Source organism: Sphingopyxis sp. 113P3 (assembly GCF_001278035.1).
Classification (GTDB): domain Bacteria; phylum Pseudomonadota; class Alphaproteobacteria; order Sphingomonadales; family Sphingomonadaceae; genus Sphingopyxis.
In genome coordinates, this window is record NZ_CP009452.1 from 3898579 (window position 1) to 3922650 (window position 24072).

Annotated in this window: 19 protein-coding genes; 11 read left to right on the forward strand and 8 right to left on the reverse strand. The window is 61.7% G+C overall.

The window, feature by feature from the left end:
• The first annotated feature begins 99 nt into the window (after positions 1 to 99).
• Positions 100 to 869, forward strand: a protein-coding gene (locus LH20_RS23090; protein WP_144423492.1) for an IS5 family transposase whose coding sequence is annotated in 2 segments (ribosomal slippage) — positions 100 to 415 and positions 415 to 869 — 771 coding nt in all. Because the reading frame shifts where the segments join, the coding sequence is not laid out codon by codon here.
• 175 nt (positions 870 to 1044) lie between these two features.
• On the opposite strand, the gene LH20_RS18905 is transcribed toward LH20_RS23090, so the two are convergent.
• Positions 1045 to 2259 (reverse strand): IS701 family transposase, encoded by a 1215-nt coding sequence (locus LH20_RS18905; protein WP_200905396.1) that lies wholly within the window; start codon positions 2257 to 2259, stop codon positions 1045 to 1047.
• 64 nt (positions 2260 to 2323) lie between these two features.
• Positions 2324 to 3232 carry an endonuclease/exonuclease/phosphatase gene (locus LH20_RS18910; protein WP_053555562.1) on the reverse strand — a complete coding sequence of 303 codons (909 nt, stop codon included), beginning with the start codon at positions 3230 to 3232 and terminating at the stop codon, positions 2324 to 2326.
• 635 nt (positions 3233 to 3867) lie between these two features.
• Here LH20_RS18910 and LH20_RS24435 point away from each other — a divergent pair.
• From LH20_RS24435 to LH20_RS18935, 5 genes are all read left to right on the forward strand, one after another.
• Entirely contained in the window at positions 3868 to 3966 is a 99-nt protein-coding gene (locus LH20_RS24435) for an excalibur calcium-binding domain-containing protein (RefSeq protein WP_083455615.1), read from the forward strand.
• 466 nt (positions 3967 to 4432) lie between these two features.
• Positions 4433 to 5311, forward strand: a complete 879-nt coding sequence (locus LH20_RS18915) for an acyl-CoA thioesterase (RefSeq protein WP_053555563.1) — start codon at positions 4433 to 4435, stop codon at positions 5309 to 5311.
• A 526-nt stretch (positions 5312 to 5837) separates the two neighbouring features.
• The gene (locus LH20_RS18925; RefSeq protein ID WP_053555565.1) at positions 5838 to 7130 is read left to right on the forward strand and encodes an aromatic ring-hydroxylating oxygenase subunit alpha; all 1293 of its coding nucleotides are present in this window, start codon (positions 5838 to 5840) and stop codon (positions 7128 to 7130) included.
• Positions 7123 to 7608 (forward strand): aromatic-ring-hydroxylating dioxygenase subunit beta, encoded by a 486-nt coding sequence (locus tag LH20_RS18930; protein ID WP_053555566.1) that lies wholly within the window; start codon positions 7123 to 7125, stop codon positions 7606 to 7608. The genes LH20_RS18925 and LH20_RS18930 overlap by 8 nt, the downstream gene beginning before the upstream one ends.
• A gap of 17 nt (positions 7609 to 7625) precedes the next feature.
• On the forward strand, positions 7626 to 8657 hold the full coding sequence (locus LH20_RS18935; RefSeq protein WP_053555567.1) for an alcohol dehydrogenase catalytic domain-containing protein: 1032 nt from the start codon (positions 7626 to 7628) through the stop codon (positions 8655 to 8657).
• A 17-nt stretch (positions 8658 to 8674) separates the two neighbouring features.
• On the opposite strand, the gene LH20_RS18940 is transcribed toward LH20_RS18935, so the two are convergent.
• Positions 8675 to 9610, reverse strand: coding sequence for a LysR family transcriptional regulator (locus LH20_RS18940; RefSeq protein WP_083455494.1), 936 nt, complete (start codon positions 9608 to 9610; stop codon positions 8675 to 8677).
• A gap of 392 nt (positions 9611 to 10002) precedes the next feature.
• Here LH20_RS18940 and LH20_RS18945 point away from each other — a divergent pair, with 392 nt between their 5' ends.
• Positions 10003 to 12234: a TonB-dependent receptor gene (locus LH20_RS18945; protein WP_053555569.1), complete on the forward strand. Its 2232-nt coding sequence runs from the start codon at positions 10003 to 10005 to the stop codon at positions 12232 to 12234.
• Between the two features lie 97 nt (positions 12235 to 12331).
• On the opposite strand, the gene LH20_RS18950 is transcribed toward LH20_RS18945, so the two are convergent.
• The 4 genes from LH20_RS18950 to LH20_RS18965 form a co-directional block, all read right to left on the reverse strand.
• Entirely contained in the window at positions 12332 to 13756 is a 1425-nt protein-coding gene (locus tag LH20_RS18950; RefSeq protein ID WP_158501170.1) for an amidase, read from the reverse strand.
• 225 nt (positions 13757 to 13981) lie between these two features.
• Positions 13982 to 15535 (reverse strand): AMP-binding protein, encoded by a 1554-nt coding sequence (locus LH20_RS18955; protein ID WP_053555571.1) that lies wholly within the window; start codon positions 15533 to 15535, stop codon positions 13982 to 13984.
• A gap of 160 nt (positions 15536 to 15695) precedes the next feature.
• Positions 15696 to 17003 carry a spinster family MFS transporter gene (locus tag LH20_RS18960; RefSeq protein WP_053555572.1) on the reverse strand — a complete coding sequence of 436 codons (1308 nt, stop codon included), beginning with the start codon at positions 17001 to 17003 and terminating at the stop codon, positions 15696 to 15698.
• A 68-nt stretch (positions 17004 to 17071) separates the two neighbouring features.
• Positions 17072 to 19252, reverse strand: a complete 2181-nt coding sequence (locus LH20_RS18965; protein WP_053555573.1) for a TonB-dependent receptor — start codon at positions 19250 to 19252, stop codon at positions 17072 to 17074.
• Between the two features lie 407 nt (positions 19253 to 19659).
• On the opposite strand from LH20_RS18965, the gene LH20_RS18970 reads away from it, so the two are divergent.
• The 4 genes from LH20_RS18970 (at position 19660) to prpB (ending at position 23208) form a co-directional block, all read left to right on the forward strand.
• Positions 19660 to 20262, forward strand: a complete 603-nt coding sequence (locus tag LH20_RS18970) for a VOC family protein (RefSeq protein WP_235527030.1) — start codon at positions 19660 to 19662, stop codon at positions 20260 to 20262.
• Positions 20263 to 20360: 98 nt separating this feature from the next.
• The gene (locus tag LH20_RS18975) at positions 20361 to 21233 is read left to right on the forward strand and encodes an IclR family transcriptional regulator (RefSeq protein ID WP_053555574.1); all 873 of its coding nucleotides are present in this window, start codon (positions 20361 to 20363) and stop codon (positions 21231 to 21233) included.
• Positions 21234 to 21340: 107 nt separating this feature from the next.
• Entirely contained in the window at positions 21341 to 22306 is a 966-nt protein-coding gene (locus LH20_RS18980; protein ID WP_321164219.1) for an MDR family oxidoreductase, read from the forward strand.
• Positions 22306 to 23208: a methylisocitrate lyase gene (gene prpB / locus LH20_RS18985; RefSeq protein ID WP_053555576.1), complete on the forward strand. Its 903-nt coding sequence runs from the start codon at positions 22306 to 22308 to the stop codon at positions 23206 to 23208. Before LH20_RS18980 ends, prpB begins: the two co-directional genes overlap by 1 nt.
• Here the strand turns inward: prpB and LH20_RS18990 are convergent.
• Entirely contained in the window at positions 23160 to 24059 is a 900-nt protein-coding gene (locus LH20_RS18990) for an enoyl-CoA hydratase/isomerase family protein (protein ID WP_053555577.1), read from the reverse strand. The two genes, prpB and LH20_RS18990, sit on opposite strands and share 49 nt — an antisense overlap.
• Positions 24060 to 24072: the final 13 nt, after the last annotated feature.

Here is a 24072-nt window from a genome sequence, read left to right on the forward strand (position 1 = left end):
ACTACCGTATGACCGATGGGATTCTAGGCGGTAAACTCATAAACTGAGTTGCGCGAGGCGGCAGTGATTGATTCAAGGCTCGGGAAAGGAGTCTTGGAGATGCGTCGCCGTTTTGAGCTGACAGATTTCGAATGGTCTGTGATCGAGCCGCTGCTTCCGAACAAGCCGCGGGGCGTGCCACGTGTGGATGATCGCCGGGTGATCAACGGGATATTGTGGCGGTTCCGCACAGGCAGCCCCTGGGCGGATATTCCGGAACGCTATGGTCCACACACCACCTGCTACAATCGCTTCGTGCGCTGGCGCAAAGCCGGTGTGTGGGATCGGCTGCTGACGGCAGTTTCCCATGCCTTCGACGGCGAGTTGGTGATGATCGACAGTTCCTCCATCCGGGTCCACCAGCACGGTGCGACCTTAAAAAGGGGGACCCAAATCGCTGCATGGGACGTTCCCGCGGCGGTTTGACGACCAAGATCCACGCACTGGTTGATGGACGAGGCCTGCCGATCCAGCTGCACTTGTCCGAAGGACAGGCGAGCGATTGCAAACAAGCTGATCCGCTGCTCGGCGCCGTGCCGGAAGGCAGCACCTTCCTCGCCGACAAGGCCTATGACAGCGACGCCATCCGCGCGCGGATCACAGCACAAGGCGGCTTCGCCAACATTCCCGCCAAGCGCAATCGCAGGCAGGGCTTTGTGTTCAGCACCTTCCTCTACCGATATCGCAACCTGATCGAACGCTTCTTCGGAAAACTCAAACACGCCAGAGGCTTGGCCACCCGATACGACAAGCGAGCCGACAACTTCCTCGCCGCCATCAAGCTCTTCTCAGCACGCCTCTGGATCAACGCTTATGAGTCCACGGCCTAGTACTACAGTTGCGTATTGAGCCGTCGTCGTCGATGATAGTGGGCCGCGACGCACTGGTGGGTTCGTCGCCCTTGGGACCAGGCCCATATGAAGACAGGGTGGTATTGAGCGACGAATATGAGCTTTGCGAAGAGCCGACGGATTTCGGGTGTTGTTAGCAAGTTCTGTGTGGGTGTCACGCCGCTTGCGGTGTCGGACTCCTTTTGTACCGTTTGCCTGGGTCGCCGAGTTCGGGCTCGGCCTGGGTCCAGGCGGCGCGGCGCTGATCGGCAGCGAGCTTGGCGAGGAAGGCGACGGCGGCCATGACCAGCGTGATGTGCCGGTGCCACCCGTGCCAGGATCGGGCTTCGCAATGATCGAGACCGAGGTCATCCTTGGCGCGCAGGAAGCATTCCTCGATAGTCCATCTCAGGCCTGCTGCTCCGGCCAGTTCCGCGAGTGAAGCTCCTTCGCGTGCATGGACGAAATAGTAGGCAATCTCGTCTGGGCTCCTGAGGCTGCGGCGGAAAAGCAGCCAGCGCTCGAAACCGTGTTGCGTTGCCCCGTTGAGGGGGAGGCGCGCCCAGTGATAGAGGCGCGGCCCTTTGGCCCCTTCGCCCGCCGACAGCGCATACCAGTCGCCACTTTCGAGCTCGCCTGCCAGATAGGCCGGATCGGTCTGGACGAGGCCTTCTTCCGTGAAAAAGCGCAGATGCTGGTTGGAGCGCACCGCCAGGACATAGGGCTGCCTGCGATCCTCGAGCATGCGGCGCAGCTGATAGTCCGAACCATAGAGCGCGTCGGCCAGGACCCAAGCGCAAGAAATGCCGGCGTCGAGCGCGGCCGCGATCATCTCGCGCGCCATGGCCGGCTTGGTGGCGAAAGCGACCTCCTCGGGCACGCTCGCCTTCCGGCGGCGCTCGCCATCCTCGGCCCAAGCCTTGGGCAGATAAAGCCGGCGGTCGATCAGGGCTTGGCCGTATCGGCTGGCATAGCCCAGAAACACACCAACCTGGCTATTCTCAATCCGCCCCGCCGTGCCCGAATATTGCCGCGCCACCCCGACCGAATGCGTGCCCTTCTTCACGAAGCCGGTCTCATCGACGACAAGCACGCCGCCCGGATCGCCAAGCGCAGCCATGACATATTCCTGAACGCGGTCACGCAAAGCATCCGCAGACCAGGCGCTCCGGCCGAGCAGGGACTGGATCCGATAAGGCCGATCCAGCCCCGCCTCTTCTGCCAGCATCCATCCCGTCTTGCGCTCGGCGCCGGAAAGCAGCCCATCGATGAACGCCCCTCCCGAGGCCCGCGTCTCCGCCCGGCCCAGGGACGGGGCAAGATGCGCCTTCAACGCATCAAGTCCTGCCCGCCAATCAACAAGCGTCCCCGCCCAACCCGCAACCGCCATAAACCCAATCCCCCGCTGACCATCCGCACAGAATCAGATTTTTGGAGGAAATGCAACTGTAGTACTAGATCGCGAAACGAACCGAGACCGGACAATGATCCGAGGGGTGACGATCCTCGGGCAGGCCATAGGTGTATTCCTCGAACGACCCCGGCACCATCATCGTGGTCGCGCTGTCGCCGGTCACGATATGATCGATGAACTCACGGTAACGGGATTTGCAGGTGGCCACCGTATCGCCCGCCGCGACCGTCAGATCGGCGCCTGTCGGTTCGCCATCGTCGATCTCACCCAAAAACACGTCGCCGCGTGACGCGATGCGGCGGTTCCAGTCGCCGAGCACCGCAAATGCTTCGCCGGCTTGGGCGCGTGCATCGATCCAGCTTTCGAGCACAGGCAGCTGGTTGAACAGCACCGTGCAATCATCGTCACTCGGCGCGCGGCCGGAGTTGCAGCCGGACTTCAGGTGAACAGCGAGCAGGCGAAGCGGTCTGGCGCCATTGATGGTGATGTCGACACCCCAGCGCAGATCGGGATTGCCGAGACCGAGCGCCGACAGATCGCGATTGCGCGACCAACTCACGCCCTTGCGGATGGCGAAGCCCACCGCCTGATGACGGATTGACTGGCCCGGCTTGCCGTAGCACGCGCCGGAACGCCCGCTCACCCGCCGCGCCGACATGACGACGTCGTAGCGGCTGGGCTCGAACACACGCTCGGCGGCCGCCTTGCTTTCCACCGCCTCGATCGCGATCACATCAGCGTTCAGCAGATCGGCCTGGTGGCGAAGCTCGGCATAGTCGGCCTCGCTACGCGGGCGGCAGCCTGTGCCGTCATTCTCGGCGAGATGCTCGAGGTTCCAGGTTGCGACCTTGAGCGGATTACTGGCTTGAGCCGGCGCTTCACTTCGCGGGGTCTGCGCGCAGCCTGCAAGTGCGCTTGCCGCGATGAGGATCGGGATGCGGGATGTCATGGGGCGGGCCTTAGCGCAAAGTCATTGTGGTCGGAACGCCTCCAAGCCGCTCTCCGCGTCGTATCTCGATCGCAGCATGGGTCGCCGAGCCTTTGCGCCAAAATGGCTGAAATGCGACGCGACGACGAGTTGACGAACCCGGCCCAAGCGCCTCATCCTGGTTCCGGGGGGAAAAAGGGCTGGCGCGCAGAGAGAACAATGGCGGCTGTCTGGTCGTTGGACTGGTCTGCCTGTTTATCATCGGCAAGTGCGTCGGGGATTCTCCGTCGCCCGTTACGCCCGCGACGGCGTTTGCCGAGCAACCGAGTTCGGACTCCGTCGCTGCGCCGACACGGATAAAATATGTGGTCGGCGCATCGGTGAATTGCCGCGCTGAGGCCGGCACGTCTGCGCGGGTTGAGGCAAAGCTTACTTATGGCGACGCGGTCATCGCCGGGGAAACCTCCGGCGACTGGACGTTTGTCACGACGGATCAGGCGACTCGTTGCTGGGCGGCCTCTCGCTATCTCGCCGACACCAGGCCCGCGCCTCGTGCCACGTCTCGGGCGTATTTTTCAGCACCAGCGCCCGCGGCGCGAAGCCGGGCACGATCAAGCGGCCACGGCAGCTGCGGCAGCAAGCGCGTCTGCGGGCAGATGAACTCATGCGAAGAAGCTTATTTCTATCTAAACCAGTGCGGTCTCCACCGGCTCGACCGCGACGATGACGGGATCCCCTGCGAGAGCATCTGCTGACTTCGGCCGCCGCCCTTCACCCCAAACAAAGCGCCCGGCCGCAGCGGCGGACCCAAGCGCCCCGCCGCAGCGGCGGACACTGCGGCTGATCTTCATCGCGGGACTGGCGGGGGCTGTGCTACTCGTCCTGCTGCTCGGCGCGGCGTGACAAGAGCAGCCGGGTGCTCGCCGTCTGTCTAGAGTCCTGACAATCCGCCCCGTGTCCGGACGACGAGGCGTCAGCCTGCAATCAGAACTCAATCACCAAGTTCATTTGTCCTTGCGCTTCTTGCGCTCGATCATCTGCCTATGAACGGCCTGAGCGCTGTATCACCTGCTACGAAATTGTCTTTGTCTATCGCTGGTAGAGACGGTCGAGGCTAACCCACTTCAAAGGCCACCGATAGTTTGAGCTGCCTCGCGTTCGCACGGACCGGTGCGGATAGGTTCACCCGCCCATGCGGCCCTTACTCGGGCGGACAAGGATATGGACTTCAGCATGCTGGACATAGTCGATGTAGAGCGCATTGATGATATGCGCTTCCAAGCAAAGACACCTGAGGGCTGGAGCGGCTGGATCTACGGTGGCCAGCTCGTCGCCCAGGCTATCTCCGCCGCTTATCAGACAGTCGGCGAAGGACGCATCTGCCACTCTTTGCACTGCAATTTCTTTCGCATGGGCGATCCGGCGATTCCGCTTACCTTCGAGATTGATGCGCTGCACGATAGCCGCAGCCTGAGCACCCGCCGCGTGACCGTCGTTCAGCATGACCGGCCCATCATGCATATGTCGTGCTCATTCGCTACGGCCGCAGATGGCCTCAAGCATCAGATTGAAGTGCCGCCGCATCTGCACTGGAGCGAGATGCTGGACGAAGCCTATTCGGTCGACGTAGCGCGCGCATCGGGCCGGGGCTGGCAGACCACCGCCCTTCGCAGACCGGTCGAGGTGAGAACCATCGAAGGTGTCTTGGTGCCCGATGGCCAACAGCCTCCGCACAATCAGCTATGGTTCAAGTCCATCGGGACCTTGACAACGCCCGCGATACATCAGGCGGTCCTTGCATATGCCTCGGACATGGGACTCATCAACACCGCGCTACGCCCACATCCGGTCAATCGGCGAACGCCCGGGGTGCAGGCCATTAGCCTTGATCATTCGATCTGGTTCCACGGCCCGCTCGATTTCAATCAATGGCACCTTTACGTTCAGGACAGTCCCATCGCAGAAAATGGCAGAGTCTTTGCCAAAGGTGCCATCTACTCCGAAGCTGGCGTACTGGTAGCATCTACATCACAGGAAGGGCTGGTGCGCTTCGCTGCCAAGCGAGCCGACACGGTAACCGCCGGCTGCAACAAAAAGTAGAGATCGGCAATTTCACGACAGCGGGCCAGAGCCCCGGAGCGCCGGGCAACACCCCAGCTAGCCGGCAAGCAGTCACTGAACAGCCTGACCGATCATTTGTGAAGCGGGCCTGTCGCGGAATATCGGACGCGGCATGCCCCCAGCCCTGCCGTCATCCCGAAATCAGCAACAAGAAGCATGGCCGCTGGCTCGCGAGCGCGATCGCCCGTCAAATGGCACTCCACCGGATAATACCGGCACGCCTAGGTTGCCGGCCGTTGCTCGAAGACACTTGCGGTGAGCCCTCTGCGGTATCGATTCTACCGGCTGACGGATCAGCGTGGGGCTGCGCGCCGATGGCCGCCCTGAAGTGGAACAACTTGAAGCACTTCAGCGACGTGGCGTCGGCATCACGCCAATGGGACCGCGACGACATCGACACGCGAAGGTCGCCCGCATCCATAGAAGATTTCTATTGCCGTCAACGGACAGCGTGCTGGAGACGAATAACGCGCCTGCCTAGATTACGCCTCGACTGGAGATGGCCATGGATGCACCTTTTACGGCGGCCTCGGCAGCGGACAATCTTGTCCTTGAAAGCCTGGAAGAGTTCAAGGTAGCCACGAAATGTTACCGCGACCCCGAAATCTTCAGGCAGGAGATGGACCTGATCTTTTCCAAGGGCTGGGTCTTTCTCGCACATGAAAGCGAGGTGTCTTCGCCGGGTGATTTCAAGTCGTGCTGGGTCGGCAAACAGTCGGTCATTCTCACCCGCGACCCCGATTGTCGGCTTCACGCATTCATCAATGCCTGTCCCCACCGAGGCGCGACATTATGCCGCGCCGAACGGGGTAACGTCGCCGCGTTCGTCTGCCCCTATCATGCCTGGAGCTTCAAGATTTCCGGCGAACTTGTCGGCATCGCCGACCGAAGCCGCTATCCTGCGGACTTCCCGGTCGTCGACAAGGGGCTCAAGCCGATTGCGCGATTGGCCGAATATCACGGCCTCATATTCGGGTCGCTGGATGCCGACGCGCCCGAATTCGCCGACTATATCGGACCTGCGGCGAAACATGTCGAACTTTGGCGCGCGCGCGCGCTCGGAGGCAAATACCGCGCGGGAACGCCACACCGCTATCTTTACCGGGGCAATTGGAAGTTCCAGTGCGAGAATGTCCTGGACGGGTATCACGCCAATCCGGTGCACGGCTCTGCATATCGAACGATCCGACAGTTCCCGGAACGCTTTCCCGGTGCGGACAGCAGCCGCGCGATTACCGGCGTCCGCAAGACAGGCGAAGCGCGTGGCTACCCAAATGGGCATGGCATGCTGGGCGCCGGCGCAGCGCTCGAAACGGGCAACATTCCGGACGATGTTCGCCAGCGCTACCAGGATCAGCTGATCGACCGGCACGGTGCTCAGGTGGCGCAGGAAATCGTCAACAATCGTCACCTCCTCATCTTTCCGAATGTCTGCGTCATGGATAACAACTTACGTGTCATCCAGCCGATCGCGCACGATCTGACGGAGGTCTATTCCTATCCGATGTTCATCGAGGACGCGGAGCCGGAGATCAACGCGGCGCGTCTCGGCGACGTCCAGGCGCGGGTCGGCACGGCGGGGATCGTCAATCTCGACGATATCGAGATCTTCAATGCAAATCAGACCGCCATCGGCGCGCCGGGGCTCGAATATGTCACCCTCAGCCGCGGGTTGGGCAAGGAGGAGGTTCATCCCGATGGAGAACGGGTCGGTCACCATAGCGACGAAACCCCGCAGCGCGCCTTCTGGCGTTTCTGGCAACAACGCATGTCGGCAGGAAGCGCTGCTCGTGCATGACGATCTGCAGGCATTCGTCCATCACGAGGCGCGGTTGATCGATGATTGGCATCTCGACGAGTGGTTGAAGCTTTTCGCGCCGGACGGCGTCTACTGGCTCCCGATCGAGGAGGACAGCGATCCCACGCGTGTCGCCTCGATCGCGTATGACGACATCCATGGTCTCGCGATCCGTGTCGAGCAACTGATGCGTCAGAACCGGATCTCGCAGCAGCCTCGCTCCGAAATATTGCACTTCATCACCAACTTCACCGTCGACGAAGCGGCGCAGGCCAGCGCGGTCCTCTCGTACAATCTGCTGATCACCGAACTTCGAAGCGGCGACTGGCGCCAGAAAGGGCTGGGCGATGTCCGAACCCATCCGGGTCGGGTGCGGATGGAGCTGATCCGAATGGGTGAGGACTGGAAGATTCGCGAAAAGCGGCTCGTGCTGCTCGCGCGACAGCAACCGGTCGAAGGCCTGTCCTACATCCTCTAGCTGGAGCGTCCGGCGACATGCTTGCCTTGGCCAAGATCGCACCGGTGACGGGCGGCATCGACTTTGTCGAACGCGAACCCCGGCAACCCGGACCCGACGAAGCGCTGATCGAGATTCGCGCCGCCGGCCTGTGCGGCAGCGATATCCAGATCTGGAAGTGGCCGCCGCATCTGGCGAAGCGCGTTCCCGTCCCGTGCGTACTGGGTCACGAGGGCGCAGGCCGCGTCGCCGCGATCGGCGAACGGGTGGCCAATGTCCGCGTCGGAGACAATGTCAGCCTGGAGAGCCATCTGTTCTGCGGCAAATGCTATCAGTGCCTGACCGACCGGGCGCACATCTGTGTCGAGAAAGCATCCCCGGGGGTCGATTTCGATGGCGTCTTCGCCAGTTATGTGACTGTCCCGGCTTCGATCCTATGGGTCAACGACCCGGATTTTCCGGCCGAGCTCGGCGCGATCATGGAGCCGTTCGGCATCGGCGTTCATGCCGCCCTGGAGGGAACGGGCGTTTGCGGCCTTACCGTCGCGATCAATGGATGCGGGCCGATCGGCATGATGAACGTCGCGGTCGCCCGCGCACTCGGCGCGCTCAAGGTGATCGCGATCGAACCGAACCCGCTGCGCCGCGACACGGCACTACGAATGGGCGCCGACCTGGTGATCGACCCTCTCGAGGATGACGCGCCACGCCGCGTGATCGATGCGACGCGCGGACGCGGCGCCGATGTCGTGATCGAGTATTCCGGTCAGCTCGCCGGCTTGCACAACTGCATCGAAATGCTCACGATCGGCGGCGATCTGCGGCTTTGCGCGACACCGACGCGAACGGTCGAATATGACTTCACCGTCTGGAAGAAGAAGCGTCCGACGATCCACAACATCAACGGACGCAGGATATGGTCGACTTGGGTGCGCGCGTCCGACCTGCTGCGAGAGGAGCGAGTCGACCTGAAGCCGATCCTCAGTCACGTGATGCCGCTTTCCGAGGGACTGAAGGCCTTTGATTATGTATTCGCGGGCGAGGCGCTGAAGCCGATCCTGATCCCCTGACGCGACGGGCAGGAAGCTCAGTCGATCAGCCAGAGACCCTCGGCGCGCAGATCGTCGAAAATCCGCTTGAGGAGCGTTTCGACAACGTTCGACTGCCGTGACCTGGAGCGCTTGGCCGACCGCGCGAGCGAGAGGCTTCGGTTAAGATCGATGCCGTCGATCCGCGCCGCCGAGAGCGTACCGGCTGCCAGTTCCTCCCGGACACCGACAAGGGGAAGTAGCGAATAGCCTTCGCCGTTCACCAGCATCGACTTGATCGTCGGCAGCGCGTCGATCTCCGTGCGGATGGATCGGCGGATCGCTTCTCCGTGACGTTGCTGGTTGATCCGGCGCAGCAGCCCCTTGCCGACCGGAAGCATCAGCAAATCGATCTGACGCAGCCGCTCGACGGGCACGGATTGCAGGGCGACGCCCCGTGAATCGGCCGCGCCGAAATCCCCTGGCGGCCCGATCAGCAAGAGAGGCTCGTCCGCAAGATGCTCGACAGGGAAGCCGCACAGCTCCTCAGCATAATATATGAGGGCGATGTCGAGTGCGTCGTCCACGATCAGCCGCGCCAGATCGCTCGCGAGGCCCTGGCGGATGCGGAGCCGAATATTGGGCAGTTCCTCCCGGACGGCGGCGATGACACGAGGCCCGATCAGCGGCCCTAACGAAACGGGGATACCGAGCGAGATCTCACCGGCAGGTCCTCTCGACGAGGTGCGAATCTCCTCCCGCGCTTGGCCGATATCGTCCAGAATACGTTGCGCATGATCCACGAACAGGAGGCCGGCCGGCGTTGCCGAAACACCGCGCGAGCTGCGTCGGAAAAGCTTCGTTCCAAGCTCGTCCTCCAGGCGCAGCAACTGGTGACTGAGCGAAGGCTGGGCGATGCCCAGTTCGTCTGCGGCGCGCGTGATGGAGCGACAGCGCAGGATCGTCATAAACGCACGAAGCTGCCCCTCATCCATAGCGCTCGGGGTATAGAGCGGGACCGCCGTTCCGCAAGCGCTGACAGGCCATAAGCAACCGACCGCATGCTGTAACGCGCCCGATGCAATCGATCGAACACGCGGACGGCCGCTGGCACCGGAGGCGTTTCATCGCAGCCGACCGGTGCGATGCGCACGCGAGAGCCGACAAAGCAGAGCCAGCCTCAGGAGAGGCGCGACGGTCAGCCCAGAGAAAATATCTATGGCGGCAAGTCGAAAGTGAGAATTGTTCGATCGGGCACCCCCATCGACAGTCGATGCCGGATCTCCAGGATGGCGCATCTGCACTCAGGCTCTCGCCCGCCTGGGACCGACAACAAATAAGAGCGCACAGGCAACCGCCCGATGCGCCGTCCAGACGGGAGGATAGCATGCGTATTTTCAACTCGATTTCACATGCGGCGATGGCCTGCGCGCTTTTCGTGCCCGCAACGGCTGCCGCGCAAGGCGCCGACGCCCCGCTCGCCGACGCTGCGGAAGCGACAGCAGCGGCTCCAGATACTGCGCAGCAAACGCCCCCGCCGGTCGCGCAAGGCGTCGAGGATATTGTCGTCACCGCGCAACGACGCGAAGAGCGACTTCAGGACGTTCCGATCCCGGTGTCGGCTGTATCGGGCGACAGCCTCGCCAAGGCAGGCATCAGCGACATGCGCCAACTGACCCAGACGATGCCGGGTCTGGTCTTTTCACGCGCCAACTCGAGCTTTCAGCCGTACATTCGCGGCGTCGGCACCAGAAATGCGAATGTCGGCGACGAATCGAACATCGCGGTCTATGTCGACGGGGTCTATCAGCCGACGATGTCCGCGCTTGGGTTCGACCTGGTCAATATTGACCGCGTCGAGGTTTTGCGTGGCCCCCAGGGCACCTTGTTCGGCCGCAACTCGACGGGCGGCTTGATCAACGTCATCACAAAGGATCCCACCGAGGAATTTTCGGGCAAGGTCACCGCCAGTGCGGGCTCCTATGGGGAATTGTCCGGATCGCTTTATCTGTCCTCGCGCATCCTGGAGGGCATGAGCGCGGATTTCTCTTACATGCGCTATACCGACGATGGCTATATCAAGGATCTTCTGAACGGCGGCCGCACGGGCGCGCGCAACAGCGAATTGATGCGCGGTCGTGTGAAGATCACACCGAACGACCGGTTTTCGGCCACCATTACCGCGACCAAGACCTGGTTTCACGACGGGTCCGGCGTCAGCAATCAGCCGCTATTCGGCAATACCTCCGCCAACCGTTTCACGCCCCGGCCGCTCTATGGCACGAAGCCCTGGGAGACCGCGATAGACCGCCCGCTGCTCGTCAAGGGGCGGCAATGGTCGATCGACGTGCAATTGAAGAACGAGTTCGACGGATTCAATATCGAAACCACCAGCGCCTACCAGAACAGCGCCGCGCTCTCGCAGACGGACAATGACGGCAGCGCCCTCGCCATTCGCGGTGCCGACGTCTATCAGGATCTCGAATATATCTCGAACGAATTCCGTATCCTGTCCACCACCCAAAGCGCCTTTTCATGGATTGGCGGGGCATATCTCTTCAGCGGCACCGGTGAGTTCGATCCTCTGATATCGATCGTCAACAGCGTTGCGGGCGGTCTCTTCCACACCAAGCAGACCGTGAGTTCATATGCGTTGTTCGGCGAAGCCACGCTTGCGCTCGGCGACCTTCGCCTGATCGGCGGCTTGCGCTATACCGACGAGAGCCGCGACTATTTCGCCCAAAGCTCGACGAACCCTCAGCTGGTACCGCTGCAAAAGGGATCGAATGACAAATTCACCTTCAGGGCGACGGGGCAATATAATTTCTCGGACAACGCGAATATGTATCTCACATTTTCGCGTGGCTTTAAGAGCGGCGTCTTCAACGGCTTCGCCACGTCCGTTCCCGCGGCGCAGATCACCCGGCCCGAAACGCTGGACGCCTATGAATTTGGCATAAAGTCGGACCCGTTGCCATGGCTGCGCGCCAATCTTTCGGTGTTCCACTACGATTATAAGGACATTCAGCAGTCCGCCCGCGACCCGTCGACATCGCTGGTCGTCCTGTTCAACGCGGCCAGGTCGAAGATGAATGGCGGCGAAATCGAACTGACGATTCAGCCCAGCCGCGACTTCAACCTGCGTCTCTATGGTACCTATGTGGACGCGAAGTACGACAGCTTCCCCGGCGCGCAGGTATTCCAGCCCATTTACGATTGTCCGGTCGCCGGCCAGACGCCCTGCGGCAACAGCACGCTCGCGCCCTACGACGCCTCCGGCAAGGACATGATCCGCGCACCGAAATTCACCCTGGGCGCGAGCGGAAGCTATCAGATACCGGTCGATTTCGGCATGTTCTCGATCGCCGGCAATGTCTATTACAGCGACAAATATTACTGGGATTTCGAGAATAGGATCCCGCAACCCGCCTATACTTTGGTCAATGGAGAGATCGGCTTCGCCACGTCCGAAGGCTCGGACGCGCTCCGGATCAGCGTGTGGGGAAAGAATCTTCTGAACACGGTGGTCTATCAGCAGGTATTGAACTCGGCGGACGGCGACGTGGTCGCGTTCGACCGGCCCAGGACGTTCGGAATCACGGTGAGCAAGGGCTTCTAAAAGGGGGCAGGCTTCGCACAGCAGCGGAGCCGGTCAGCCGCCGGGGGAGGTCAGCCCCCCGGCGGCCAAGTTCTGTTGCCGGTAGCGGCTGACGGAACTAGCCGCGCGGCGCGGCCGCCCCGCTTGATCCGAACACCGCCTCGCAGACGCGCGCCAAAGCCAGAACGGTTTCGTCCGAATGCGGGGGGCCAGCGATCGTAAGTCCGATCGGAAGACCGGCTCGCGACATGCCGCAGGGAATGTTGATCGCTGGGCCGCCATAATAGTTGAACGCCGCACCATTTGACAAATCGGCATTCCGCGTCGGCCGGCCATCATTCTCCGCTTCCAGGAGATCGGCGATTTGAGGCGGCTGAACGCGCATCGTCGGCATGACGACCAGGTCGCATCGATCGAACGGTGCGACATCCGCGCGAAGGCGGCGCAACATCTCAAGCGAGCCGATATAATCGAATGCCGAACGGTCGACTGTCGCCTCCTTGAGACGGGCCCGGCCATCGGGCGTGTAGAGCGGCGCGGCGTCGCGCATCAGCCGCGCATGAAAAGCGTCACGTTCCACGATCAGGCTGCAGCCGCTGGTGCTGGGAAGCCGTACATCCTTGACGCCCGCGACGAGACTCGCGATGCGGTCGAGCGCCAGGTCCACACAGGTCCCGATTTCCCGGTCTATACCGGTGAAAGGCTTTCCGATGGGCCTGCCGATCCGAAGCAAACGTACACGCTCGTGCAGCTGGTCAAGCGATGGGCAAGAATCGCGGCCGGTCTGGCCCGGCTCCGCCTGCCCCGACATTACCTTAAACAGCAGCGCCGCGTCGGCGACGCTGCGCGCGATCGGTCCACAATGATCAAGCGAACGCACGACGGGCACGACCCCTTCGATCGAGACCAGCCCATGGGTGGGCTTGAAACCGACCACGCCACACCAAGCCGCGGGATTGCGAACCGATCCGCCGGTATCCGTGCCGATCGATCCCGCGCACAACCGTGCGGCCACCGCCGCGCCTGAACCTCCCGAACTGCCGCCTGCGCTAAGCGCTGTATTCCACGGATTGCGAACCGGCCCGAACCCGGTCGACGCGCTTGTCGGCCCCAGCGCGAATTCATGCATCCCCGCCTTTGCAAGAATGACGGCGCCGGCGGCCCGCAATCTCCGTACCAGCGTCGCGTCGCGCTCGGGTACGCGATCCGCAAATACGCGGCTTCCCGCAGTGGTGCGCAGGCCCGCCGTATCGATATTGTCCTTCAGAGAGATGGGGACGCCGTGCAGGGGCCCTCGCACCCTTCCCGATCGTCGCTCGCGGTCAAGCGCCTCCGCCTGCGCCATCGCCCCGTCACCATCGATCGTGACATAAGCGTTGATTTCGGCATTCAGCGCATTGGAGCGCTGCAAATAGGCGTCGACCAGATCGACGCAGTCGAACGCTCCTTCGGCAAAGCAGCGGCTGAGGTCGCTCAAACCGATAGTAGTCAGTTCGTCGTTTCCAGCAGCGCCTCCCACAGCGCCGAGGCCCCCGTCTCGCATCAGATTCGACAATCGCCAACCCTCTTTACGCAATCGAAGGCGCCGCCGGCCGCCGTCCGCTGTGCGGAGGATGCGGCGGCCCGCAAATTGCTCGCTCGTACCGCCGCTCAGGAGCGGCCGCTTCAGCTTTATTGCCGCGCTTTGGGCGTTTCAGCGATATCAATAGCTGCTGGCATCCAGCGGGATCGTCATTGGCCCGCCAGCGCTGCCGCACCTGTCGCGCTGTTATGACGGCCGATCAACGCCCTCGGCGTCGCCCGTTCTCCCGGAGATCAGATCCCGCAGTTGGGTCTTCAATATCTTTCCGTAGCTGTTCTTGGGCAGTGCGGCGACGAAATGGTAGCGCTTGGGCCGTTTGAACCGCGCAATATGGTCGAGGCACCACCGGTCGAGCATCGCGGCCGAGATCTCCTCGCTCGCTACCACGAACGCAACCACTTCCTCCCCCCAATCGGGGTGAGGATCTCCGATCACTGATGCCTCGACGACCGCTCGATGCCGCAGCAGAACTTCCTCGACTTCGCGCGGATAGATATTGGAACCGCCGCTGATGATCACGTCTTTCGAGCGATCGCGCAAAGTCAGAAAGCCGTCGCTATCGAAGGAGCCGATATCGCCCGTTGCCAGCCAACCATTTTGAAGAGCGCGGGCAGTCGCCTCGGGATTATTCCAATATCCCTTCATGACGGTCGCGCCGCGCACCATGACCTCACCGGCCTCCCCCGCCGGAAGTTCGCGCCCGTCGCCGTCCGCAACGACGACCTGGACAGCCGACTGTGGATAGCCGACGCTGGCCAATCGTTCGCGAAACCGCGGATGTCCGATGTCGGCATGAAGGCGCTTGGGCAACACGGTGATCGTCATCGGCGTTTCGCCTTGCCCGTAGATTTGCGTGAAGCGCGGACCGAACACGGCAAGCGCCGCTTCAATGTCGCTCAGATACATCGGCCCGCCACCGTAGATAATGGTCTTGAGATTTTTCGGATCGATGCTCCCGGCTCGCGGCGCACGCGACAGCCGCCCCACCATGGTTGGGGCAGCAAAAAAAGAGATGGGGTTGTCACCCTTCAGAAGCCCGAAGATTTCATCGGGTTCGAAGCCGCTCGATTCGGTCAGCTGCTGGCAGCCAAAGCCCATGACCGACGGCAGGATATAAAGCCCCGAACCATGTGACATGGGCGCGGCATGCAACAGTCGATCGCCGGGATCGACCCTGTCCACATCAGCGGCATAGGCGCCGCACATGGCAAGCAGATTGCCATGGGTCAGTATCGCCCCTTTGGGTCGTCCGGTGGTGCCGCTCGTGTAGAAGATCCAGGCAGGATCAGCGACCGCGCAGTGAGTGATCGCTTCGCTATCGAAGCGACAAAGCGCGTTCCAATCCGCACTTGCGATGACGAGCAGTCGCTTTTCGGGTAAGCGCGCAATGCTCTGAGCACCGACGACTTCCAGGGTCGGCGACGTGATAAGCAGCGCTGCGCCGCTATCCTCGACGATGAAGGCGATCTCGCGGGCATGAAGCTTGAAATTCACCGGCACCACGACCAACCCTGCCCACCAGCACCCGAACAGAGCCAGGACATATTCATGCCGGTTCTCGGAGAGGATCGCGACGCGATCGCCCGGTGTCAGGCCGAAGCGGCGGCAAAGTCCAGCACCGAGACTGGCGGCGGCGCCGGCAAGCCAACGATAGTCCGACAGGACGCCGCTTCCCATTCCGAGCGCGGGCGCGTCCGCCATGACCCTGCCCGCCCGGGCCAGCAGTGACGCAATATTCATCGAACGAGACTCCATGACAGGGATAGCGCGGATGGCACCATGTGCTGCATCAGGCACCACCGGTCAGGTCGATTTCGGTCCAGCCGCCCTTCGTATGGCGCCGACAGCTCACCCTCATTCGCAAGCTCCCGAACTTGCACCGCGTGCGACAGCACCCCAATCAACTGCCGTCCACCTCTCGTTCCCGTTCGGCGATATCGAACGGCAATCGGCTCGCCGCCATAGCGAAATGAGCGGCCGACCAGATCTTGATCAGGGTCAGCGCCGACAGCGCCCAGCCGAGCGCCGCGCCGGCCCCGAGATGCGCAAGGCGATCACTGAGCAGTCCCGTCAGGAAGGGGCCGAGCGATATTCCGACACCGGTTGCGAAGAGCAGGAAGATCGCCGACCCCATCGCGTGATGCCGCGCGGGCATCACGGCCTGGATCGCGCTGAAAGTCGGCGGCGCATAGTAAAGTTGGAACAATTCGGGGATCAGGAGTGCGATCATCATCACCCCGAAGCTTGAGGCGTGCCAGGCCGCCAGGTGCAACGGAACCGATATTATGAGCGCGCAACATATCAGCCAAAGGCCCCATCGGGGGTCGCGTTGGCGCAGTCGATCGGTCAGATAGCCGCTTAGCAGCACGCCGCACGCGCCGGCCACGCCGACCAACAAGCCGTAGGGCACGCCGACCTGCGTTGCCGACAGACCGAAACTACGCATCGCGAATGCCGGAGTGAAGGTCATTGTCGCCCCGCTCGCGCAGCCGAACAACGCCCCAGCCGCGACCAGATGCCGAAAGGTAGAGCAGCCAAAGAGATCGCCGAGCGCCGTGCTTCGCCGTTCAGAAGGCCGTTTCGAACAATCGGATGGGGGCTCGCGCAGCAGCAGGAAGACTGCGATCGCGACCGGAATTCCCGGAAGTCCCAAGACAAGCATCGCGACACGCCAGTTGGCCAAGTCGTTGATCCAGCCTCCCAGGGCCAGTCCGATAAGGACACCGATCGGCGCGCCCATCGAAAAGATTGCCAGCGCCTTGGCGCGCGCTTCGGGAAAATAGGCGCCGATCAACGCATGCGCGGACGGTACAACCCCGGCTTCACCGATTGCGACACCCGTACGTGCGAGCGCGAGCTGCCAGAAGTTGGTCGCGAGCCCACCTGCAGCCGTCAGCATGCTCCACAATATGACACAGCATCCGATGATCCGTCTGCGACCGAACCGATTGGCGGCGATGGACAGGGGAATGCCGGCGACCGCGTAGATCAGCGTGAACGCGACGCCGGTCATCAACCCAATCTGCGTGTCGGAGAGATCCAGATCCGACTTGATCGCCTCGATCAAGATGAACGGCAGTTTCCGATCAACAAAGCTGAGCACATAAACGCAGGTAAGCAGCGCCAAGCCGACCGAGCCGGGGTAGCGATGAAATATCCCCTTCTCGTCCCGGGCGCCGCGTGGCTCGCGTATCCGTAAACCGGTCATAGGAGCATGTGGCCCCAACGCCACCGGCCGGAAATTGAAAGACGCACGGCTCGCATGCTCGTGTCGAATCAAAATTGCTGTCGAATACTGACGCCGTAGGTACGCGGCGGCTCGTAAGTCACATTGTCCATCGTGGTCGACGGCAGCAATTGCTGCGGCACGACAGCATTTGCGAGGTTACGACCCCAAATGGTGAAGCGCGTGTTCCCTCCGGGAAGCTCGTAATATATCGATGCGTTCACCATCGTATAGGCAGGCACCGTCAGGCGATTGTTGAAATCCCAATAATATTTCGCCGTATGATATATATTGCCCGAGGCACCGACTTCACTCCCATCACCGAATTGTCGATGATAATCTGCTCCCAGGGTGAAGGTCGTGCGCGGCGCGCGGATCATGTGAGTGCCGCGGAGATCGACGATCGTTTGCGAATTTCCGCCCTGGGGCAAGGGGTTGTTGACGACGGCACCGGGAAAGCGATCATATTTGGCGTCAAGATAGGTACCGCTCATGCGGAGATCGAGATTGCGCGTCGGCTGCAGCGCCAATTCCGCTTCCGCGCCCTTGATGGTCGAATCCGCAGCATTGAGCAGAAGTACGGAATTGGCCCGACTGTCGCGCGCCGAAAGCTGGATATCCTTATACTTATAGTAGAAAACGCTCGCATTGAGCCTCAGCCATTGCAGCGGATCGCTCTTGAGACCGAATTCGAATGCATCGATCGTTTCGGGATCGACCGGGCTCGACTGGGTAACCGAAGAGGCGTTATACACGCCGCTCTTGAATCCGCGGCTGTAAGTGAAGAATATCATCGATTCGTCATTTATCTTGTATCGCAGCGATGCACGCGGCGAGATATCATCGAAGTCCTTTTGCAATCTGCCACTTGCCTGCACCATCCCGCTAACTGCAGATGTCTGCAGGAAATCGTGGCGCCTTCTCTCGAAAGAGATGCGTACACCCCCAATCAGCGAGAGCTTTTCGGTCAGCTCATATGTGCCGTCGGCGAAAAATGCGATGGATTCGGCCAAGCCTTCGGTCCGCAACGCCGCTCGAGGGGTGCCCGTACCGTCCGGCGCCGTGCAGCAGAACACAATCGGCCGATATCCCGACGTGCTGTGGAAGGCAAATAGCCCTCCGACCCATTGCAACGGTCCCTCATGATTCGAATTTAAGCGCAATTCCTGCGTAAAGGTCTCGACCTCGCTGTCCAGATCAAGATAGCTGATGCGGATCTGCGATCCGTCGTTATCGTTCACATAATGCGAGCGGGATCTCTGATAGCTCGTAACCGAATTCAATTGAGCCGGGCCCATGTCAAATGACGCCTGAATGCTGGCGTCCAAGATTCGCTTCTTGTTCACCGTATCTTCGTTGACGGCGACTTGATACTCACCGGGAATTAGGATTCCGGGGAACTGCGCCCTTGCGCTGAAATTACCGTCAAGCGGCGAATTGGCCATGGAGGTGGGATCATTGCTGTACGAATATCCACCGGAAACCAGCAACCTTACCGAATCATTGGGTTCGAACAACAGCTTGCCGCGGATGGCCCGCGCATCCCTGGGGTTTTCCCAGCGTTTGCGGAAAATGTTGTAAACATAACCGCGATCGCTGCGGTAAAGTCCCCGCAAGTCGATCGCGAGGCTGTCGGTCAATCCCGTCGTCGCGCGCATTTTGCCGACAACCTCATCGAACCGACCGTAGCTTAGTTCGGCGTCGAGCGAAGGCGTGAAGCTCGGGTCGAGCGTGACAATGTTGATCAGACCGCCGGTCGCGTTGCGACCGAACAATGTGCCCTGAGGACCGCGCAAGACCTCTACGCGCTGGATGCCGAGAAACTCGAAGTTGGCAGCCGTCTGGTCGGGCTGATAAACCCCGTCGACATAGAGGGCGACATTCGATTCATCGCCTTGGGTCACGCCGCGCGTACCGACACCGCGAATGACGGCCTGATAGCTTGAGCCCGCGCTGGTCATCACCAGATTGGGTATGGCCTGAGTAAGCTGCTGCGTATTTGTAATGCCCGACTGTTCCAGCGCATCGCCGCTCAAGGCGGTCATCGCGATCGGCACATCCTGAAGCCGCTCTTCTCGCCGCTGCGCGGTAACGACAATGTCCTCGAGGCCTGCGCCGTCCGGCGAGGCGCGCTCTGACGAGATCTCGACCGTATCGGGCTGATCCTGCGCGGCTGCCGGCACGGTCGCGCCGGTCATCAACGCGCCCACAAAAGCGATATGGTCGATCATAACCCCTCCTCTGATATTATATATAGCGTAATTGAATTATGATTATTGAAGCCTATACAGAAAACTTGGCGCCATCAAGAGCGTTATCGGCGAGGATGAAATTCGAGCTCATGGATCGCAATTTCGGTCCGACACGTCCCTCATGTAGGGTCGCGCCGGTGGCTCTCAGCGACGATGGAACCTCGCGCGCACCTTTGATTGCTAGCAGTAGCCCCTAGCTTACGCCCGGATAGGCGCTGGGAGGCGCGCCCAGGCAGGGCAAGGCTCGTCATCGGGGCGCTCGGCACCTCTGATGATCGGCGTGACGGCGGTAGCCGCGATCCTTGCGCGCGCATTTATTATGATATAGTGATTTGACTTATTAACTACATAATCTCAAACCGCCGTGCGAAGAAAGGAGCACCGTTTTGGAGACGAAGGCCGGGTTCAACTCTGGGTCGCGCGCGCCGCGCATGCTGCACCATAGCGCGTACGTGACCCACGACGTGGGCGCGACCGTCGATTTTTATACGCGTGTCTTGCGCATGAAGCTTGTCAGCTCCGTGATCGATGACGCGATCCCCTCGACGGGCGATCCCTTCCCTTACATCCATTTGTTCTTCGAGCTTCAGGATGGATCGACGATTGCCTTCTTCGAATCGCTCGATCTCCCTCCGGCATCGCCGGCATCGCATCCGGCCTATGAGATTTTCAATCATCTGGCGCTCGACGCCGGATCGGTCGAAGCAGTCGACGAATGGGCCCGCCATTTGACTGCCGAAGGCATCGATTTCATAGGCCCTGTCGAGCACGGCATCATCTACAGCATCTATTTCAGGGATCCGAACGGTCTCCGCCTCGAATTGACCGCCGACGTGGTGGGGGACTGGAAGTCCCACGACCAACAGGCCGTCGAGGATGTTGCCATATGGCAACGGCTCAAGGAGCAGGGCAGGTCCGAAGGCGGGCAAGAAAGCGTGGTCGCATGGATCAAGCAACGTCGCCTCGCCCGCCCCGGCGGCGGGCATTGAGGATCGTTTCCCACCCGGAAACGCATTCCCGTCCAGATACCTTGGCATCCTTCGCATACTTGCATTAGATGCTGCACAGTCAGCATAGGACAGTTCTTTTGGCTCGATCGCCCTCCCCGCTTTCCATCCAAGGTGACGCCGTATCGGAGTCCCAGGACGACGCCAATTATGGCAAGTTCGGCATTCAGTCGATCGAAGTCGGCATGCGGCTCATGGCCCTATTGATCGAGCATGCCTTCGACAGCCCTCCGCCGATGCTCAAGACTCTGGCCGAACGCGCCGGCATGCCGCCCGCGAAGGCACATCGCTATATGGTCAGCCTGGTCCGCTCGCAGCTGGTCGAGCGCGACGAGATCAGCGGCCGCTATCGCCTCGGCCCGATGGCGCGGTTGATCGGTCTGCGCGCAATTCAGTCGCTTGATGTCATTCGCCTCTCCAGCCCACGGCTGCCATTGATATGCTCCGAACTCGGATTTTCCGTCGCGATCGCGATCTGGGCCTATGAGGGCCCGACGATCGTCGCGGTCGAGGAAGCGCGTCGACCGATCACCATCGGAACGCGCGTGGGCGAAGTTATGCCGATCCTCAATTCGGCCACCGGACTGGTCTTCGGAGCGTGGATGCCGCGCACGCTGACACAGACCCATATCCGCCGCGATGCGACCTCGGCATTGCGCGTGAGCGGGCAATCGCCAACGTCGCAAGTGGCCATCGACAAAATGTTCGAACAGGTGCGCGAGGCGGGTCTCGGCGTCACTGAAGGTGGACTCAATCCGACGGTCAATGCGCTGTCCGCTCCGATCTTCGACCATCGTGGCGTGCTCGTTGCTGCCCTGTCCACCTTGGGTCCGGCCAATGAGCTCGACGTTTCGACAACGAGCCCGATTGCGGCCGCGCTCCGGCGGTTCGCGGCCGGGCTGTCGGCCGAATTGGGGTATACGCCGGAGATCGGACAGCCCCACGTCGGCTGAAGCAGCGCCTAAAATTATAAATATTGCAAAGCAGACATACTATTTATAATCGGGAACGGGGATACACCGTTGCCGAGGATGCCATGACGAACATTTTTCGTGCCATCGTGATCGAGGAGGTCGACGGCAAGCAGGCCGCCGCGCTTCGCGAGCTGACCTCCAGTGATCTGCCCGACAATGACGTTCTGGTCGAAGTCGAATTCTCAAGCCTCAACTACAAGGACGGGCTGGCCGTACAGGGCAAGAGGATCGCACGGCGCCTGCCCATGATCGCCGGGATCGATCTTGCGGGCACGGTAGTGGAGTCGCGGTCGGCCGACTGGAAACCGGGCGATCGGGTGACCGTCAACGGCTGGGGCATGTCGGAGACCGAGCAGGGAGGCTTCACCCGCTATCAGCGCGTGAAGCCTGAATGGCTGGTGCGCGTTCCAGAGGCCTTTTCGCTGGAGCAGGCGGCGGCGATCGGTACGGCCGGCTATACCGCCGCGCTATGCGTGGACGCGCTCGAAAACTGGGGCGTGCGGAAGAGCGAGCGGGAAACGCTGGTCACCGGCGCGGCCGGGGGCGTGGGTTCGATAGCAATCGCGTTGCTGGCGAAAGCCGGCCATCGCGTCACCGCTTCGACCGGCCGGGCGGAGACCCACGCATATCTACAGGCCTTGGGCACGAGCGGCTTCGTGACCCGCGAGGAGCTGGAGGAAAAGGGACCGCCCTTGCAGAAGGAGCGATGGGCCGGCGCGGTCGATTCGGTCGGCAGCACAACGCTCGCCACGGTCCTTTCGCAGACCGTCTATGGCGGTGCCGTCGCGGCCTGTGGCCTCGCCGGGGGCGCGGATCTGCCGGGAACCGTCCTGCCGCATATTCTGCGCGGCGTGGCATTGCTTGGCATCGATTCGGTAATGGCGCCGGCGGAGAGGCGGCACCGCGCATGGAACCGCCTCGCTCGAGATCTTGACACTGGTCTGCTTGCAAGCATGACCACGATCGAGGCCATGAGCCGGCTGCCGGAACTCTCCGCGCAGATCCTGGCCGGCCGGACCCGCGGCCGCGTCGTCATCGACGTGAAGCGCTGATGGTGACGCTTGTCGCCGCCGCCCGCGACCACCAGTCGGCGGGTTCAAGGCTACGATCGCGCCTTGCGCGTCCCGACATCCTTCGAATGCCCGGCGTCTATAACGGCCTGTCCGCACTGCAGGCCGGGCGTGCCGGTTTCGAGGCGCTGTACCTGTCGGGCGCGGCAGTTTCGGCGGCGATGGGACTACCGGATCTCGGCATCACCACCATCGACGATCTCTGCTTCCACATCCGGCAGTGCGCCCATGCCAGCGATCTCCCGATCCTGGTCGATGGCGACACCGGTTTTGGCGAAGCGCTCAACGTTATGCATATGGTCCGGCGCTTCGAGGAAGCCGGTGCTGGCGGCGTGCAGATCGAAGACCAGCTCCTGCCCAAGAAATGCGGACATCTGAGCGACAAGCGGCTGGCCGATGCGCATGAAATGGCCGCCAAGGTCGCGGCAGCGGCAAAGGCACGCCGGGACATGGTGATCGTCGCGCGAACCGATGCCGTGGCGAGCGAGGGTCTCGACGCTGCGATCGACCGCGCGAAACTGTATCTCGCCGCCGGCGCGGACGCCATCTTCCCGGAGGCACTGCACGACGCCGACATGTTCCGGCGTTTCGCCGCGCGCGTGGACGCACCGTTGCTCGCCAACATGACTGAGTTCGGCAAGACGCCGTTCTTTACCGCCGACGAATTCGCCGCCATGGGCTATCGCATGGTCATCTGGCCGGTGAGCGCGCTTCGCGTCGCAGCACGTGCGCAGGAATCGCTCTATGAGACGATCGCCGCAGCGGGCAGCGCGCAGCCTCGGCTCGGCGAGATGCAGACGCGCGCCGAACTCTATGCAACGTTAGGCTATAGCGATTACGAGGCGTTGGACTCGTCGATCGAGCGCTCGGTGCTTCCGGGCTGAACCGCAGGAAGCCAGGGCGTCGTATATTGCCCGGCACGCGCCGATTTCAGCCCCTCCACCCCTTCCTCACGCAGAATGTCCTCGAAGAAGCGCCCATCGGGAGCCCTCGCCATCGCGCTCATCGTCTTGGTGATCGCGTCATGCGCCCGGCCGGCGAAACGGCCTGCCGCGCGTCCGCTGCTTTCGAGAACCGTTTCGATGCAGGCCTTGTTGAGGTGGATTGCCTCGCGCGGCATCCGCGCCAGTCTTTCGGCCAAATCCACTGCGCGTGCCAATAACTGCGACGCCGGCTCAACCGACAGAACGAGACCGATCCGTTCCGCGCGCCAGGCATCGATCATCTCCCCGGTGAAGATGAGATATTTGGTCCAGGCCGCGCCGATCACGGGCACGAGATCGGAAGCGCCCGGATGCCCGATCCGGCCCTCGATAAGGCCGAACCGCGCGTTGTCTGCGGCCAAGACGAAATCACACTGCGCGACGAATCCCATCGCTGTGCCAAGGCAAAGGCCGTGGACAGCGACGATCACCGGCTTGCGAACGCGCCGCACGATTTCGTTGAAGCGAATGATTTCCTCATTGAATATCTGATTTTCCCGAGCGGTATCCGGCGTTGTTTTTCCGCCGATCCGGCTGAGATCGCCACCGGCGCAGAATGCCCGGCCGTTGGCGCGGATCAGAACGCTACCGATAGAGTCGTCCTCGCTGGCAAGAGTGAGCGCGCGGGCGATCTCGTCACGGCTGGAGCCAAGTCCGATACCGAGGGCGTTCAGCTTCTCTGGCCGGTTCAGGATCACATGCGCGACGTCGTTCGCCACCTCGTACAGAATATGGTCGTAGCTGCTGGCCATCTCATCTCTCTTT

Bases quoted from the DNA above. Each gene is read 5' to 3' on its own strand.
- LH20_RS18905 (WP_200905396.1), bottom strand. From the start codon at position 2,259: ATGGCGGTTGCGGGTTGGGCGGGGACGCTTGTTGATTGGCGGGCAGGA.
- LH20_RS18910 (WP_053555562.1), bottom strand. From the start codon at position 3,232: ATGACATCCCGCATCCCGATCCTCATCGCGGCAAGCGCACTTGCAGGC.
- LH20_RS24435 (WP_083455615.1), top strand. From the start codon at position 3,868: ATGAACTCATGCGAAGAAGCTTATTTCTATCTAAACCAGTGCGGTCTC.
- LH20_RS18915 (WP_053555563.1), top strand. From the start codon at position 4,433: ATGGACTTCAGCATGCTGGACATAGTCGATGTAGAGCGCATTGATGAT.
- LH20_RS18925 (WP_053555565.1), top strand. From the start codon at position 5,838: ATGGATGCACCTTTTACGGCGGCCTCGGCAGCGGACAATCTTGTCCTT.
- LH20_RS18935 (WP_053555567.1), top strand. From the start codon at position 7,626: ATGCTTGCCTTGGCCAAGATCGCACCGGTGACGGGCGGCATCGACTTT.
- LH20_RS18940 (WP_083455494.1), bottom strand. From the start codon at position 9,610: ATGGATGAGGGGCAGCTTCGTGCGTTTATGACGATCCTGCGCTGTCGC.
- LH20_RS18945 (WP_053555569.1), top strand. From the start codon at position 10,003: ATGCGTATTTTCAACTCGATTTCACATGCGGCGATGGCCTGCGCGCTT.
- LH20_RS18950 (WP_158501170.1), bottom strand. From the start codon at position 13,756: ATGCGAGACGGGGGCCTCGGCGCTGTGGGAGGCGCTGCTGGAAACGAC.
- LH20_RS18955 (WP_053555571.1), bottom strand. From the start codon at position 15,535: ATGAATATTGCGTCACTGCTGGCCCGGGCGGGCAGGGTCATGGCGGAC.
- LH20_RS18960 (WP_053555572.1), bottom strand. From the start codon at position 17,003: ATGACCGGTTTACGGATACGCGAGCCACGCGGCGCCCGGGACGAGAAG.
- LH20_RS18965 (WP_053555573.1), bottom strand. From the start codon at position 19,252: ATGATCGACCATATCGCTTTTGTGGGCGCGTTGATGACCGGCGCGACC.
- prpB (WP_053555576.1), top strand. From the start codon at position 22,306: ATGGTGACGCTTGTCGCCGCCGCCCGCGACCACCAGTCGGCGGGTTCA.
- LH20_RS18990 (WP_053555577.1), bottom strand. From the start codon at position 24,059: ATGGCCAGCAGCTACGACCATATTCTGTACGAGGTGGCGAACGACGTC.